This is a genomic window from Devosia sp. FJ2-5-3, from assembly GCF_029201545.1.
Lineage (GTDB): Bacteria > Pseudomonadota > Alphaproteobacteria > Rhizobiales > Devosiaceae > Devosia.
Map to the genome: position 1 here is coordinate 2,851,541 of NZ_CP104007.1, position 14,547 is coordinate 2,866,087.

At 62.6% G+C, this 14,547-nt stretch carries 15 protein-coding genes and 3 tRNA genes; 7 read left to right on the top strand and 11 right to left on the bottom strand.

The genetic code is table 11. The features are described from left to right. The first annotated feature begins 41 nt into the window (after positions 1-41). Complete coding sequence (locus tag N0P34_RS13815) at positions 42-776, top strand: HAD hydrolase-like protein (RefSeq protein WP_275603809.1); 735 nt, start codon at positions 42-44, stop codon at positions 774-776. Positions 777-800: 24 nt separating this feature from the next. On the opposite strand, the gene N0P34_RS13820 is transcribed toward N0P34_RS13815, so the two are convergent. Next, positions 801-1,235: a metalloregulator ArsR/SmtB family transcription factor gene (locus N0P34_RS13820; protein ID WP_275603810.1), complete on the bottom strand. Its 435-nt coding sequence runs from the start codon at positions 1,233-1,235 to the stop codon at positions 801-803. Between the two features lie 162 nt (positions 1,236-1,397). On the opposite strand from N0P34_RS13820, the gene N0P34_RS13825 reads away from it, so the two are divergent. Further along, a complete protein-coding gene (locus tag N0P34_RS13825; RefSeq protein ID WP_345774431.1) occupies positions 1,398-2,090 on the top strand; it encodes a hemolysin III family protein in 693 nt (230 codons plus the stop codon). Here N0P34_RS13825 and N0P34_RS13830 read toward each other — a convergent pair. Together N0P34_RS13830 and N0P34_RS13835 are read right to left on the bottom strand one after the other, a co-directional pair. Next, positions 2,087-2,533 (bottom strand): DUF192 domain-containing protein, encoded by a 447-nt coding sequence (locus N0P34_RS13830; protein WP_275603811.1) that lies wholly within the window; start codon positions 2,531-2,533, stop codon positions 2,087-2,089. The genes N0P34_RS13825 and N0P34_RS13830 overlap by 4 nt on opposite strands. 42 nt (positions 2,534-2,575) lie before the next feature. After that, positions 2,576-3,220, bottom strand: coding sequence for a cold-shock protein (locus N0P34_RS13835; protein WP_345774432.1), 645 nt, complete (start codon positions 3,218-3,220; stop codon positions 2,576-2,578). 164 nt (positions 3,221-3,384) lie between these two features. Here N0P34_RS13835 and N0P34_RS13840 point away from each other — a divergent pair, with 164 nt between their 5' ends. The 5 genes from N0P34_RS13840 (at position 3,385) to N0P34_RS13860 (ending at position 4,808) form a co-directional block, all read left to right on the top strand. Next, complete coding sequence (locus tag N0P34_RS13840) at positions 3,385-3,801, top strand: VOC family protein (RefSeq protein WP_275603813.1); 417 nt, start codon at positions 3,385-3,387, stop codon at positions 3,799-3,801. 131 nt (positions 3,802-3,932) lie between these two features. Continuing rightward, positions 3,933-4,409, top strand: coding sequence for a D-Ala-D-Ala carboxypeptidase family metallohydrolase (locus N0P34_RS13845; RefSeq protein ID WP_275603814.1), 477 nt, complete (start codon positions 3,933-3,935; stop codon positions 4,407-4,409). A gap of 92 nt (positions 4,410-4,501) precedes the next feature. Beyond that, positions 4,502-4,576 (top strand) — tRNA-Glu (locus tag N0P34_RS13850). Positions 4,577-4,633: 57 nt separating this feature from the next. Beyond that, a tRNA-Glu gene (locus tag N0P34_RS13855) sits at positions 4,634-4,708 on the top strand. Positions 4,709-4,733: 25 nt separating this feature from the next. After that, a tRNA-Glu gene (locus N0P34_RS13860) sits at positions 4,734-4,808 on the top strand. Between the two features lie 198 nt (positions 4,809-5,006). On the opposite strand, the gene N0P34_RS13865 is transcribed toward N0P34_RS13860, so the two are convergent. From N0P34_RS13865 to rlmC, 8 genes are all read right to left on the bottom strand, one after another. After that, a complete protein-coding gene (locus N0P34_RS13865; RefSeq protein WP_275603815.1) occupies positions 5,007-5,918 on the bottom strand; it encodes an aminotransferase class IV in 912 nt (303 codons plus the stop codon). 171 nt (positions 5,919-6,089) lie between these two features. Next, a complete protein-coding gene (locus N0P34_RS13870) occupies positions 6,090-6,551 on the bottom strand; it encodes a GreA/GreB family elongation factor (RefSeq protein ID WP_275603816.1) in 462 nt (153 codons plus the stop codon). Between the two features lie 190 nt (positions 6,552-6,741). Further along, positions 6,742-6,951 carry a hypothetical protein gene (locus tag N0P34_RS13875; RefSeq protein WP_275603817.1) on the bottom strand — a complete coding sequence of 70 codons (210 nt, stop codon included), beginning with the start codon at positions 6,949-6,951 and terminating at the stop codon, positions 6,742-6,744. A gap of 329 nt (positions 6,952-7,280) precedes the next feature. Next, positions 7,281-8,516 (bottom strand): cyclopropane-fatty-acyl-phospholipid synthase family protein, encoded by a 1,236-nt coding sequence (locus N0P34_RS13880; RefSeq protein ID WP_275603818.1) that lies wholly within the window; start codon positions 8,514-8,516, stop codon positions 7,281-7,283. 163 nt (positions 8,517-8,679) lie between these two features. Continuing rightward, positions 8,680-10,470, bottom strand: a complete 1,791-nt coding sequence (gene recJ / locus N0P34_RS13885; protein WP_275603819.1) for a single-stranded-DNA-specific exonuclease RecJ — start codon at positions 10,468-10,470, stop codon at positions 8,680-8,682. A 272-nt stretch (positions 10,471-10,742) separates the two neighbouring features. Then, the gene (glpX, locus tag N0P34_RS13890; RefSeq protein ID WP_275603820.1) at positions 10,743-11,729 is read right to left on the bottom strand and encodes a class II fructose-bisphosphatase; all 987 of its coding nucleotides are present in this window, start codon (positions 11,727-11,729) and stop codon (positions 10,743-10,745) included. Between the two features lie 38 nt (positions 11,730-11,767). Further along, positions 11,768-13,108, bottom strand: a complete 1,341-nt coding sequence (locus N0P34_RS13895) for a homoserine dehydrogenase (RefSeq protein ID WP_275606989.1) — start codon at positions 13,106-13,108, stop codon at positions 11,768-11,770. Positions 13,109-13,372: 264 nt separating this feature from the next. Next, positions 13,373-14,518, bottom strand: a complete 1,146-nt coding sequence (gene rlmC / locus N0P34_RS13900; protein WP_275603821.1) for a 23S rRNA (uracil(747)-C(5))-methyltransferase RlmC — start codon at positions 14,516-14,518, stop codon at positions 13,373-13,375. Between the last annotated feature and the right edge of the window lie 29 nt (positions 14,519-14,547).

The window sequence follows — 14,547 nt, forward strand, 5'->3', positions numbered from 1 at the left end:
CACGGAATGGAATTGGGTCAGTTTCCCCCGATCAGGGGGTAGTGACGCTGGATTCCAAACTGACGCCGCCGACCATCGTGCTTTTCGATCTCGATGGAACGCTGGTACATCACGTCAATCCGCGGGTGCTGCAGGCGCTGGAATTCCTGGACGATTGTTCGCACAGGGCCGGTCGCTTGGTTGCTCGGTTTCGCCTGGCTCGCCGTCATCGTACGGTAGAGACCAAGGCGCCTAAATTGCTGGTTCACCGGGCGATCCATCGTGTTCGCCGCAAGTCGGTGGAACAGATGCTGCAGCCCTGCGCGACGCTTCGCGCTACTCTCGAACACCTCCACAACAATGGCGTGGTCCTCGGCCTCGTGAGCAATGGCCTCGGCCGCGGCTATGGCCATGACGTGCTCGAGGCGTTTGACCTCAAGAAGTATTTTACGGCCAGCGTTTTCCGGGAAGACGTCATTCGCGGCAAGCCCTGGCCCGATCCGCTGGTCACCGCCCTCAAGGGCATTGGCCGCGATCTGCGGCGCCGCGACGTCATCTGGTATGTCGGCGATCAGCGCAAGGATATCACTGCAGCCATGGCGGCGTCCGAGATCATTGGTCATCAGATCGTGCCCGTCGCGCTCGGCGCCCGGGCCGCGCTGGCGGCCGTCGAGATTTGTGCGGACAAGGCCCACATCATGTGGTCGGCGACTGAATTCGGGCGGTCCGTTGAGGCGGCCTTCGGCAGCGAAGAGCGCCCCGCCCTGGAAAGCACCCTCCCCCTCGCTCCGGTCTAGACCGCGCTCCGGCCAGGCACTTGCCTAGAAATCAAAGCCCATCTGGCTGGCAGGGATCACAGGATCGGCGGCGACAGGCTTTGCCGCCTCCGGGGCGGCCTTTGCTTTAGCCGGGGCGGTCGGCTTCTTGCCGGACTTCGGTTTGGCTGGGGCAGTCTCGGCGGCGCGGGCCTCGACGATCGGCGCCACCGTCATAAGGTCGATCCACGCACGGGCCCGCTCCAGCTTTGCTGGCTTGAAGGTGTAGAGATTTTCGCGGCCCTTCTTGACCTCAGCGACAAGACCGGCGCTTTTCAGCACGCGCAAATGGCGCGAGATGGCCGGACGGCTGATTGGAAACGAATCGGCGAGCTTGTGCACCGGGACCGGCCCCGCCTGCAGGATCGTCAGGATGCGGCAGCGCGTGGCATCAGCCAGGGCGGAATAGAGTGGAACCGGCGGCTTTGGCGACTTGCTCATAGCCCGGTGCGTACGTAACGACACCGTTACCCGTCAAGCGATGACACCACTTGTTCACCAGATAAGTTGGCCCGCCATTCACGATGGCACACAATCGCCGCAACTGTTCAATAGTCTGGTCATTGTCCGTAGCCCATGCTGGGTTCAACAAGGGAGACGGAGATGATGCGCAGAAGCGCTGGGACCGCGACATATTCGTGGTGGAGCCGGGAACAGAGGCCCTATTCGACCTCCGAGATGGTCGCCGACGCTGCGGTCCATATTTTTGGCCTGATCATTGCCATTGCCGCTGGCTCCTCGCTGCTGGCGCTGGCCCTTCTTCACACCGCGCCTGAGGCGTTTCCGGCCCTTCTCGTCTATGTCGCCACGCTCATCCTCGTGCTCGGCGTGTCGCTGGCCTACAATCTGTGGCCCGTCACCCCGGTAAAGCAGCACCTGGCGCGTCTCGACCAGGCGGCGATTTTCCTCTTTATCGCAGGGTCCTACACGCCATTCCTGGCCGTCATCGGCGGCACGCCCATGGGCTCGGTCATGACCAGCCTTGTCTGGGGCGCGTCATTGGTCGGCGTGGCGTTGAAGCTGATCGTGCCGCACCGTTTCGGGCGACTGGCGATCGTGCTCTATCTCGCCATCGGCTGGAGCGGCATTCTCGTCTTCAAGTCCCTGGCGCAGACGCTGCCGGATTCGACGCTCTGGCTCTTGCTTGCCGGCGGCGTCACCTACTCGGCAGGAATCATCTTCCATCTTTGGGAAAAGCTCAAATTCCAGAATGCCTTATGGCATGTCTTCGTCGTCGCCGGCGCCAGCCTGCACCTTCTGGCCGTGCTGGACTGCATGGTGTTCGCGCGGCTTTAATTGGCGGCCTTGATCCGCGCGTGCTCGACAGTGTCGCCGGGCTCAATGCCCAGTTCCTTGCTGCGGCCGCCTGGGATCTCGAGCACGAACTGTACCGGCACCTGCGACGGGATCGAAGTCGGATCATGCGGGACGGCGTTTACGTGGATGGTGCGGATAACGCCATCGGCGCTAATGAACAGCATATCCAATGGGATAAACGTGTTCCGCATCCAGAACGAGACCGGCCGCTCATCGAGAAAATCGAACAGCATGCCCGCGTCATCGGCCAGTTCCTGACGGTACATCAGGCCCTGGGCGCGGCTTTCGGGGGTATCCACCAGCTCCACCTTGAACTCGTGGCTGGCACCGTCGCTGTTGATGACAAGGCGGCTGTCATCGCTGCAGGCCGCCAGCGGCAGGCTGACGACAAGCACGGCGGCAATTGCCAGCGCGTTTCGCATCGATGACGCCAAGGTTAGCATAATGTTACCTTTTGGAAGGACCTAGTGAGACGATGGGGCATCGCCCCAACCATCGGGCCGGATTTCGGCGACCATAAGGCCCTTGGGTCCGTTTCCGTAGCGCACGAGCACGAACTGGCCCGGCCGCAATTCGGTGATGCCGAAGCGGCGCAGCGTTTCCATATGGACGAAGATGTCGGGCGTCCCCTCCCCTGCGGAAAGGAAACCGAAACCACGGATGCGGTTGAACCACTTCACCTCGAGCCGGACCATCGAAGACGATGGCTCGACCACGACATGGGTTCGCGGCGCGGGCATCTGCGCCGGGTGGCGGGCCGTGCTCTCATCCATGGAGACGATGCGGAAAGCCTGCAGGCCACCGGGGCGATTGAGCGCCTCGACGACGATGCGGGCGCCTTCATAAGCCGTCTGGTAGCCGTCGCGGCGCAGGCAGGTAACGTGCAGCAGCACGTCCGCCATCCCATTGTCCGGGACGATGAAGCCGAAGCCCTTGCCGGCATCGAACCATTTGATCGCTCCCGATATCTCGATGACATCCAGCGATGGCTGCGCATCCGGGGAGGCATGCTCCTCGCGTCCATCCACACTGCTTATCCCGTGTGGATTCGCGCCTTCCCCGCTATCATCGCTGCCCTTAACCCCCATACCCCAACGCCTTTTTCTCATCCCCGCCCCAGCGAGGTACTCCGACAATACCGCGCCAGTCTGGCCGATTCAGGGGGAAAAGTTAAGAAGGTGTTGCGAAATAGTTGACGGACCGCCAGATGCCGCGGTTGCCGGGGCAGACCCGGCTTGTTACGCAGGGTCCGAAATCGTTCAGGGAGACCGAGATGCAATATCTTCACACCATGGTGCGGGTCACCAATGTCGAGGACAGCCTGCGTTTTTACTGTGCCGGGCTGGGCCTGGAAGAAGTGCGCCGCACCGACAATGAAAAGGGCCGATTCACCCTCATCTTCCTTCGCGCGCCGGGCGATAATGGCGGCGAGGTCGAGCTGACCTACAATTGGGATCCGGAAGTCTATACCGGCGGACGCAATTTCGGCCATCTCGCCTATCGGGTGAAGGACATCTACGCCCTTTGCCAGCACCTTGCGGACATGGGGGTGGTCATCAACCGCCCACCACGCGATGGCCACATGGCCTTCGTAAAGTCCCCCGATGGCGTTTCGATCGAGCTGATCCAGGATGGCCATTTGCCCCCGCAGGAGCCTTGGGCGTCGTTGCCGAACACCGGCAGCTGGTAACACCGGCTTTAGGTTTCGCTAACCGTCTCGCTTAGCGTGGGGTTAGCGAAACCGCTCTAATTTTAGCGACTGAACTGTTCGGCCCATTGCCTGTTGCCCGCCGGCAACACAAGCCAATCGGGAAAGTCGCCATGCCTCGCCCCATCATCAGATTTGCCGCCATAGGCGGATTGCTCCTCATCCTTTCGGCCTGCGTGCCCATGGCGATGTTCGCCAATGGCAGCGGCGCGGGCTATGCCGGCCTGCGCGCCGACTGGGGAACCTATGTCGCGTCCAAATCGGTCAACGCCTTCTGCATCACGCCGAAACTGCGGTTCCTCATCTGGGAGTTCGAGGGCCATTTCGGCAAAAAGGTCGTCATGCATTCTGGCTATCGCGACGACCACCACAATTCGGCGGCCGGCGGCGCGGACAATTCCTACCACAAGAAATGCATGGCGGCGGACTTCTACATCCCGGGTGTCGACAAGCAGCGGTTGATCCAGTTCGCCATGCGAACGCCGGGCGTCGGCGGGCTGGGCTGCTATCCTGGCCGGAACTTCATTCATGTGGATGTGCGCGACCGGCCGCGCGGCTACAACCGCCCTGTAACCTTCTCAGGCTGTTGATAACTCGGTCTTTTTTTAAAAACCCTGAAATTCGCGACAGAGGGGGTTGCCACGGCGAAAAGCTCCCTCTATACGACACCCAGCGTTGAGACGCGCCCTTCGTCTATCGGTTAGGACGGCACCCTTTCACGGTGCAGAGAGGGGTTCGATTCCCCTAGGGCGTACCACGCTTCCCCCCGCTTTGCGGGAACTGTGCTTAGACAACACAGTTATTCTTTGGACTTGCGCCCATCGTCTAGCGGTCAGGACACCGCCCTCTCACGGCGGGAACAGGGGTTCGATTCCCCTTGGGCGTACCAAGAATTGAAATCCCAGCGTTGGCACGCGCCCTTCGTCTATCGGTTAGGACGGCACCCTTTCACGGTGCAGAGAGGGGTTCGATTCCCCTAGGGCGTACCACGCTTCCCCCACTTTGCGAGAAATGAGCAGAGGCTCCATAGCCTGGCGATTCTTGCTTCGGCGCAGGCTCTGCCATCTGGAAGGCCTGCCTGTTCGACCGAAGGCGCTGCAGGCTTTGCGCTCGCCCAGAAAAACGAAGGGCACACCCGCAATGCGGACGCGCCCTCTTGCCTCAGAGGGTTTCGGCCACTCAGAACATCAGTTCACCTGGGCCTCGGCCTGGGCCACGATGTCCATGCCGACGAGGTCGCTCCAGGCTTCGAGGAGGCGTTTGGTGATGGGGCCGACCTGGCCGTCGCCGACGGTGAGATTGTTGAATTTGGTGGCGGGCATGATGCAATAGGGCGTCGAGGTGAAGAACATCTCTTCGGCAGTGGCCAGATCATAGGGGAGGAGTGAGGTCTCCTCTGTGGGGATGCCGAGCTTTTTGGCCAGTTCGAGTGCCGTGGCGCGGCTGACGCCGGCGAGGCAATTGACCGTCGAGGGGGTGCGCAACACGCCCTTGGTGACGCAGAAGATATTGCCACCCTTGTTCTCGGCCACGTGGCCATTGAGATCGAGGATGACGCTCTGGGCAGCCGGATCGACCTGCTTGGCTTCCATTTCGGCCAGGGTATAGGCAAGGCGGCTGCGATTCTTGATGCGCGGATCGAGCGACTGACTTGGAACCATCCGGCTCACCGGCGTCACGCCGTGGCACCCCTCGGTGTAGAACCGCGCCCAGGGTTTGAGGTCCATGAACTGGGTGAAGATCATGACCGTCGCAGCGCCCAACTGAACGGTGGGATCGGCGCCCGCCACGGCAAGGCCACGCGAGATATTGTGGACGATCCAGCAATCGTCATCCGGCCCGTAATTATCGCGATTGGCCTCGAACACATCCAGCGTGGTGCGCAGCATCTGTTCGGCGCTCATGCCGGGATCGATGCGCGTCAGCTTGAGCGACTGGTAGAGGCGCTCGATATGCTGCTCGAGCTTGAAAGGTTTGTGACGGAAAGTGCGCGTCGATTCCGTGACCGTATCGGCCAGCATGATAGCGCTGTCGAAAATTGAAATCTTTGCTTCGGTTTCGGCAACCATCCTGCCGGAAATATAGACCTGTCTCGCCATACGAACCCCCTCGTGTCGTGACGCGGGGGATCTGCTGACTATGAGGGCTACGGTCTCCCCCACCCCAATATCGCCCCCGCACCACGTTAACTGGTTATATGCATAACAATATAACCGTCAAGTGAAGGAGAACCGCCCCCGGATGATGTCCGGAGGCGGTTACGGCGCGCGTCAGGCGGCGGACGGGCCGGGATCGGGGTCCGTTTCGGGACCGGCTGCGGCCGGTGGATTGGCCACTTTGAGGACCTTGAGCCTGTGCATCGTGCCGTCGGGATCGAGCCAGCTCATCAGGTGATCCGGACGCAGGCCGAGAAGCGCTGCGCCATGGGTCGAGGTCACCGAGAGGCGATAGGAGCCGGTCTGATCGACATGTTCGGGCATGACCAGCTTGACGGTCCGCTCCTCGCCCGGGATGGGCCTGTAGCGGACGACACTGCCAATCCGCACCACATCAGCGGGCAGGAGCCCGTCCTTGACGATGCGGGCACGGTCCAGCTCATACAGCAGGAAATCCATGCGCTCTGCGCTCTGGCCGATATCGGTGAGCGCCGCCACGGTCAGCCGGCGATGTTCTTCTTCGCCGATGACGATGTCGGGCGACTGGGTCCATTCAGACAGAGAAATCGTGGTCATCCTTGCACCTGCGTTTTGGTGATCGTGTCCCGGCTGGTGTTCGCCGCACGTTCGTAAATGGAGAAGAGATGCTCCGGCCTCGATGCCTTCCCGTCGTAGGAACGGAGGCACCAGGGGCAGCGTCGCGCGGCCCGGGGTCTCGGGCCGGCACAGGATCGGCAATAGCGCAGGGCGGGCATTCACGTCTCCTTCAGGCCAGAGGGTTTTGGGCGTAGGTTTCAAGGATACGCTTGCGGTCGTCGAGCGAGCGCAGGCGAATGACCATGGTCTCGGTCTTGATCGGGGTCTGGTGCGGCAAGCTATAGGCCAGCTCCGGCAGGTGCTCTTCGGCCCAGGTCCGGAAGCGGCCCAGCTTGTGGCTGCCGGTGATGGGAAGGGTGACGGAATATTTGAAAGTCATCGCGAAAGCCTCGAACAGGACATGTGCAAGCGCCACGCGAAAAGGCGTGGCGGGCAGATCAGGGGATTTGGAGGATTGAAGTCCGTAAGCCTGGTGCCGCTCTTGCCTGAAAGGCAGGTAGCAACACCAGGCAATCAGCCTGCCTGGCGTAGACCGTGAATGAACTGGCGAGGGATGACAAAAATGCGGTTCATGGCCGACATCATGGCCATATTGCCCACTTTGTCAAATCGGGCGCAGCGCGAGGCCGAGCCATTCGCTCAGGAAGGCGAAAGGCCGGGCCTGCGTCCAGTCACGAAAAGCTCCGGACGATGCCGGAGCTCTTCAATTCAGCTGGGTCGGCGATATTGGTAGATGCCGACGTCAATGGCGCCTTCGGTAAAGCCCGCTTCGCAATAGGAAAGGTAGTAGACCCATTTGCGCTTGAAGTTCTCGTCGTAGCCCAACTGGGCGATCATCGGCCAGCGCTCGAGGAAGCGCTCGCGCCAGAGGCGCAGAGTTTTGGCGTAGGAAAGGCCGAAGGTTTCAACGTTTTCGAGCACCAGCCCGAATCTGTCGCCGAACTCGCGCATGACTGTCTTGGTCAGCAGCATGCCGCCGGGGAAGATATAGCGCTGGATGAAATCGGGCCCGCTGCGATAGCCGTCGAAATCGGCCTCGTTGATGGTGATGGCCTGGATCGCGGCGGTGCCACCGGGCTTGAGGCGATCGTGCACGGTCTGGAAATAGCTCGGCCAATTGTCCTCGCCCACCGCCTCGATCATCTCGATGGAGCAGACATGGTCGAATTGCCCCTCGGTGTGGCGATAATCCTCGAATACCAGCGTCGCCAGGTCGTCGAGGTCCTGCCGCGCGAGGCGCTCCTTGCCGAATTTCAGCTGCTCGGCCGAAAGGGTGATGCCGCGCAGATGGGCCTTGTAGTCGCGCGCGACGGTCTCGGCGAAGCCGCCCCAACCGCAGCCGATTTCGAGCACGGAAGACCCCGGCGTCACCCCCGCCATATCGGCGACGCGCTGGTATTTGACCAATTGCGCGGCTTCAAGGCTCTGGTCGCCCGAGGTGAAGACGGCAGAGGAATAGGTCATCGAAGGGTCGAGCCAAAGGCCGTAGAAATCATTGCCGAGGTCGTAGTGCTCGGCGATGTTCTTCTTCGAGCCCTCCAGCGTGTTGCGGCGCGAGAGGTGATAATGCAGATCGGCGGCGGCCCGACGGAAAAAGCCGGGATTGGCCTTTTCGAACATGTCCCGGTTGCGCAGGAAAAAGCGGAACAGCGCGGTGAGATCATCGACCTCGATATCGCCATTCATATAGGCCGCGGCGAAACCCACCGTGCCGCGCTTCATCGCCTCGCCGATGACGTTGAAATTCTTCATCCGCAGCACGGAATGTCCGCCGGAATGGGGATTGCCCAGGGTACGGGTCCGGCCATTGGGCAGGATCACCGTGACCGCGCCATGGCGCGGGTTGCCGATCAGCGATACGCCGATGCGCTCGACCAGCCGCGAGGCAAATCGGGTCCAAAGCGTAACGCCGGTTTGAGATTGGTCGACAACGGATTTGCTCATCGAATACTAAATCCACAAACACCGCGAGGCAGACGCGAACAATTCAATGGTCTCTGACGATCGGTGAAGATCATGCCGCCGATCTATGTCCGCCAGTACCTTAACGGCCATTAACGGATATGCAAGCGGCAGTTTTTGCGTTTTCGAGGGGAGTTAGGCGGGCTCACCGGGGCGGACGGGCAATGTCGGTGAGGCGGAACTGAACCTGTTCGCGCCCCTGATAATGGTCGATGGAAAGGGCCCCGGCAAAGTGCAGCGGCGCCTCGGCGTCGCGCAGCAGCACGTCGCCAAGCGGGGTGCCCGCAGCGCGGAAGGCGATGGCTTTCAAGCGCGCGCCATCCTCGGAGGCGAGCGTGAAACTCACATGTCCGCCCTTGCCGACGATCTGGGCGAAGCGGGCTCGATGGGCGGGAAAGACAAAGACCGGATTGGGATTTCCCGAACCGAACGGGCCGGCCTTTTCGACATTGTGCAGGAGATCGACACTGGCGCCGCGGGCGGTCAGGGCGGCGTCGATCTTCAGCGCCGAAGCGGCGCGCGCGGCCTGGACATTGGCGCCCAATTGTTCGGCGAGGAACGAGCGGAAGGGTCCCAGCTCGCCGGGTCGAAGGCTGATGCCGGCAGCCATGGCGTGGCCACCGCCCTTGGGAATGAGACCTGATTCCACGGCGGCGATGACGGCCGAGCCGAGATCCACCCCCGGCAGGGAGCGGCCCGAGCCGGTTCCAGTGCCGTCTGGATGCAGCGCAATGGCGAAGGCCGGCCGTTCGAAGCGCTCCTTGAGGCGTGCTGCGATGAGCCCGACAATGCCGGGATGCCAGCTTTCCGAGGCCAGGACGAGCACTGGAGGCCCCTCCCCTCCGCCGATTTCGGCGGCGGCGACGGCGGTCGCCTCCTCGACGGCTTCCACCTCGATGCGCTGCCGCTCGGTGTTGAGCTCGTCGAGCCTTGCGGCGATCACCATGGCCTGGTGCTCGTCGTCCAGTGCCAGCAATTGCGTGCCGAGCGCCGCATTGCCGATGCGACCGCCGGCATTGATGCGCGGACCGATGAGAAAGCCGAGATGATAGGGATTGAGCGGACCCGACACCCGCGCGGCAAGGGCCAGCGCCGCCATGCCGGGATTGTCGCCGCGCCGGGCCACTTCCAGCCCGCGGATAACGAAGGCCCGGTTGAGGCCGACGAGCGGGACCACGTCGCACACCGTGCCCAGCGCCACGATATCGAGGAGGCGCATCAAATCCGGCAGGCCGGTGGTGCCGCTCTGGCGCAGGGCGCGATTGACGGCGACCAGCACCATGAAGGTGACGCCCGCCGCGCAGAGATAGCCAAGCCCGGAGATGTCGTCGGGACGGTTGGGGTTCACCAGCGCATTGGCCGGCGGCAGATCATGGTCGGAGAGGTGGTGGTCGATGACCAGCACGTCGACACCCCTGTTGCGGGCATGGGCGATGGGCTTGTCGCTGGTCGTGCCGCAATCGAGCGTGATGATGAGGCTGGCGCCGGCATCGATCAGCTTATCCATGGCGGCGATGTTGGGGCCATAACCCTCGAAGATGCGGTCGGGGATGTGCACCTGCGGGGTGATGCCGAAATGGCCGAGAAAGCGCACCATGAGCGCGCAGGAGGACGCGCCATCGACGTCATAGTCGCCAAAGAGGGCGATGGATTCCGTATCGGCGATGGCCTTGGCGATCCGCTCGGCCAGTGCATCCATGTCGGTCAGAGTGGATGGATCCGGCATCAAAGCGCGGATGGTCGGCTCGAGATAGAGGCCGGCCGCATCCAGCTCCACATCGCGACCGGCGAGAATGCGCGCCAGAATATCGGATATTCCGGATTTTTGGGCGATGGCCCCGGCCAGCCTTGTGCCGGCAAGGTCAAGCCGGTCCACCCAGGCACGGCCAGTGACCGACTGGGTAACATCGAGAAAATTGCGCCGCGTTTCCAGCATGTGCCGGTGTTAGGCGATTTGGTGCGGAAGCGGAAGAGGGTGTCGCTTGTGAGGGATGGAAATGGCTCGGGCGCCCTCTCTGCATACCGGGCTTCCCTCGGGCTTGACCCGAGGGCCTCCATCCACGCGCGAATTGCCAGGATTGGGGCGCGCAGAGTGGCCCTCGGGTCAAGCCCGAGGGAAGCGTGGTGCTTTATTGATAAAAACCAAACGAACCTTGCTGAGCCCCTCCCCCATATCAGGGGGAGGTTGGGTGGGGGCATACCCTCCCCTCAGCGCGAATGCCGCGCCTTGATCCATCGCGTCGTCTGGCTCCAGGAGCGCATGACGATGGTGCTGGTTTCAACATTGTCGCGGCGCAGTCGCACACCATCGAGCAATGTACCATCGGTGATGCCGGTGGCAGCAAAGAGCACATCGCCCGAGGCCAGATCGCCGATGTCGTAGATGCGATGGGCGTCGGAGATTCCCATCTCGTGGGCGCGCTGGCGCTTGGTGGGGGTATCGAGGATCAGCTTGCCCTGCATGTGGCCGCCAATGCAGCGCAGGGCCGCCGCGGCCAGCACGCCTTCGGGCGCGCCGCCGGACCCGAGATAGATATCGACGCCGGTATCGGCGGTGTTCACGGCGTGGATGACGCCGGCAATGTCACCGTCGCTGAGGAGCTTCACCGAAACACCGGCCGTGCGCAGTTCCTCGATCAACCCGGCATGGCGGGGCCGGTCGAGCACGATGGCGGTGATCTCGGCCAGCGGCACCTGCTTGGCCCTGGCCAGCGAGCGGACATTATCGGTGGCCGACCATTCGACATGGACCGTCTCGGGCGCATAATCGGCACCGATGGCAATCTTGTGCATGTAGACGTTGCGCGCGACATTGAGCAAGCCGCCGCGCTCGGCCATGGCGAGCACGACGATGGAATCAGGCTGGTTCTTGGCGCAGAGGGTGACGCCCTCAAGCGGATCGACGGCAATATCGACCTCGGGACCCTGCCCCGTGCCGACCGGCTGGCCGATAAAGAGATTGTCGCACTCGTGCTCTTCGCCTTCGCCGATGACAACGCGCCCGGAAATGGCGACATTGTCCAGTTCGGCTTTCATCGCCGAAACGGCTGCGTCGTCCGCGGCCTTCTCATCGCCCTTGCCGCGCCATTCGGCGGCGGCAATCGCGGCGCGCTCGGTGACGCGCACCATTTCGAGCGTCAGCATGCGATGCAGATGGGTGGTGCTCTTGCCGTCTTCGACCTTACTGAGCTTCATGTTTCCCCCGGGACCACGACCTGCCCCAAAAGCGGGGGTCAGAGCCGTTCGATGCGGATCAATTGCGGTTCGCCGACTATGAACCCGTCGGCGGCGATCTCTGCAAGCGCTTCGCGCACGGATGATTCCAAAGTCTGTTGGGTAATCATCACCACAGTCCGGGTGGGGGAGCCATCCGGAGCGACGGCCTTGGCGCCGAGATCGGAACGCTGGATGACCGAGTCGATGGAGATCGACTTGTCGCCCATGCGGGTCGCGATTGCAGCCAGCGCACCAGGTACATCCTTGGCGTTGAGGCGGATATAGAAGCCGCCTTCATGGGGGCGCATCGGCGCCTCGAGATAAGGCAGCAGCTCGTCGCTCGGCACGCCCAGCGGCGGCACGCGGGTGCCACGGGCAATGTCGAGAATGTCGGACAGTACCGAGGACGCGGTCGGCGGGCCACCGGCACCAGGGCCGGCCAGCAGCAATTCGTGCACATGGTCGGTTTCGAGCGCGACGGCGTTCATCACCCCATCGACGCCGGCAATGGCACTGCCCTTGGGCACGAAAGTGGGGTGGACGCGCTGCTCGATGCCACTCTGGGTGCGTTCGGCAATGCCCAGCAGCTTGATCTTGTAGCCGAGCTCGGCGGCGACGAGGATATCGTGCTGGGTGATCGAGGAAATGCCCTCCACCCGGATCTTGTCGGGCGCAATCTCATAGCCGAAGCAGAGCGTGGCGAGGATGGAGAGCTTGTGGGCGGTGTCGAAACCCTCGACGTCGAAAGTCGGGTCGGCCTCGGCATAGCCCAGCGCCTGCGCGTCCTTGAGACAATCGGCAAAGCTGATGCCCTCATTGCCCATGCGGGTGAGGATATAGTTGCAGGTGCCGTTCATGATGCCGAAGACCTTGGCGATACGGGCCGAACCGAGGCCCTCCCGCAAGGTCTTGATGACCGGGATGCCTCCGGCAACGGCAGCTTCGAAACCGAGCTGCGCGCCTGATTCTTCGGCCAGCTTGGCAAGGGCCACACCATGCTTGGCGAGCAGAGCCTTGTTGGCGGTCACGACCGGGCGGCCGATTTCCAGCGCCGCCTTGACGGCGGCAAAGGCAGGACCATCTTCCCCGCCGATCAGCTCGACGAAGAGATCAATGCCATCGGATTTGGCCAGCGCGACCGGATCGTCGAACCATTCGACGCCGGAAATATCAATGCCGCGGTCGCGGGAACGCGAGCGCGCGGCAACGGCGGTGACCTGCAATTGCCGGCCCAGCTTTTTATTGAGTTCGGGACCGTCTTTCTGAAGGATGCGGACCAGCGTGGCGCCGACATTGCCCAGCCCGGCCACGCCGATGCGCAGCGGTGTCTGGGCTTCCGTGTCGCCGAATTCGGCCATGGCCTTGAGGATACGCGCACGCGTCTCGGTGCGCGGCTCACGGCCGTCCCGCAGGTCGAAAACGAATAGCGGATCCCCTGCCACAATGCGCCCGAAACGGGTGGGAGTCCAACCGCGGGAAGAGATGAAGGATTCGACGGATTGGCGGAAGGATTGGATATCGCTCATGGTGGCGCCATCTGCATAGGAAATTGCCTAGAGGTCAATAGGAGTTTTGCCGCACATCCCCGGATTACTGGAGAAATAACAGCTGGTTCCGCCCTGCTAGGGACGCCGGACCAGAAGCACCATGGCTTCATAATGGTCTGTTTGCGGAAACATGTCGAAGAGGCGAATGCGGCTGGGCATGTAGGACGGCATGGCGGCAATGTCGCGGGCCAGCGTCACGGCATTGCAGCTCGAATAGATTATGGTCTGCGCCGCCGTCGCCTCGAGGGTCTGGCAGAGCTTTTCGCCAAGACCGCGGCGGGGCGGATTGACGATAATGACATCGGGCGGCTGCGCGACCGGCAAGGCGGTCGCGTCGCCCACGGAGAATGTCACATCGGCAAGTCCCGCATCCGACGCACTGAGCCGCGCCGATGCAACGGCCGGCGCGCTGATCTCGATGCCGTGGACGCGGCGACCCGGCGCGGCGACATGAAGCGCAAAGCCCCCTACCCCGCAATAGAGATCCCAGACCGATTGCGGGGCGATCTCATCGACCCATTCCCTGGCCTGGGCATAGAGCCCAATGGCGATCTCGGTATTGGTCTGGAAGAAGCTCGCGGGCCGCAAATGCAGGTACACCTCGCCGAGGCGCATGGACAAAGTGTCGCCTCCCGCCAATGCAATTTCCTCATCGCCTTCGAGCACGGCCTTGTGCTCGGGAAGGAAATTGACGGTGACAATCGCGAGCTGCGGCAGCTCGGCCAGCAGGCTCGCCAGATGCTTGCGCATGCGCCCGAGCGCCTCGGTGGAGCGCAGCACAAAACGCAGCATCAATTCGCCGTCCGAGGACTGGGTCAGCAGCAAATTCTTGAGTTCGCCGCGGCGCGTGGGGATATCGTAGGGCGCGATGTTCGCGCGCGAAATGAAGGCCTTGATCGGCGCGAAGGCGGCGCGCAGCCCCGCTGCGAGAATGCCGCAGCCGACGAGATCGACCCCATGCAAGGCTGCATCGAGAATGCCGAGCGTGGGGGCATCGGCAGAGCCGCCCACCACCATTTTCGCCTTGTTGCGAAAGCCCTCGGGGCGGCTTGTCATCGGCTCCAGCCAGACGGCGTCGGGCCAGGCGGAAAGCAGGCCTCGTGCATGCTCCATCTTGCCGGCGAGCTGGGCATCATAGGGCGTGCCCATCAGCGTGCAGGATCGGCAGACGCCTCTATCGTAATAGCCGCACTGCATCACGGCGCTCAGAGCTGCATCCACCAGACAATCCCACGGCATGGAAAGGGGGC

Coding starts and splice junctions, on each gene's coding strand:
- glpX (WP_275603820.1), bottom strand. CDS start 11,729: ATGAAGCTCAGTAAGGTCGAAGACGGCAAGAGCACCACCCATCTGCAT.
- N0P34_RS13895 (WP_275606989.1), bottom strand. CDS start 13,108: ATGGCCGAATTCGGCGACACGGAAGCCCAGACACCGCTGCGCATCGGC.
- N0P34_RS13865 (WP_275603815.1), bottom strand. CDS start 5,918: ATGGCGAGACAGGTCTATATTTCCGGCAGGATGGTTGCCGAAACCGAA.
- recJ (WP_275603819.1), bottom strand. CDS start 10,470: ATGCTGGAAACGCGGCGCAATTTTCTCGATGTTACCCAGTCGGTCACT.
- N0P34_RS13840 (WP_275603813.1), top strand. CDS start 3,385: ATGCAATATCTTCACACCATGGTGCGGGTCACCAATGTCGAGGACAGC.
- N0P34_RS13835 (WP_345774432.1), bottom strand. CDS start 3,220: ATGAGAAAAAGGCGTTGGGGTATGGGGGTTAAGGGCAGCGATGATAGC.
- N0P34_RS13845 (WP_275603814.1), top strand. CDS start 3,933: ATGCCTCGCCCCATCATCAGATTTGCCGCCATAGGCGGATTGCTCCTC.
- N0P34_RS13825 (WP_345774431.1), top strand. CDS start 1,398: ATGATGCGCAGAAGCGCTGGGACCGCGACATATTCGTGGTGGAGCCGG.
- N0P34_RS13830 (WP_275603811.1), bottom strand. CDS start 2,533: ATGCGAAACGCGCTGGCAATTGCCGCCGTGCTTGTCGTCAGCCTGCCG.
- N0P34_RS13875 (WP_275603817.1), bottom strand. CDS start 6,951: ATGACTTTCAAATATTCCGTCACCCTTCCCATCACCGGCAGCCACAAG.
- N0P34_RS13820 (WP_275603810.1), bottom strand. CDS start 1,235: ATGAGCAAGTCGCCAAAGCCGCCGGTTCCACTCTATTCCGCCCTGGCT.
- N0P34_RS13870 (WP_275603816.1), bottom strand. CDS start 6,551: ATGACCACGATTTCTCTGTCTGAATGGACCCAGTCGCCCGACATCGTC.
- N0P34_RS13880 (WP_275603818.1), bottom strand. CDS start 8,516: ATGAGCAAATCCGTTGTCGACCAATCTCAAACCGGCGTTACGCTTTGG.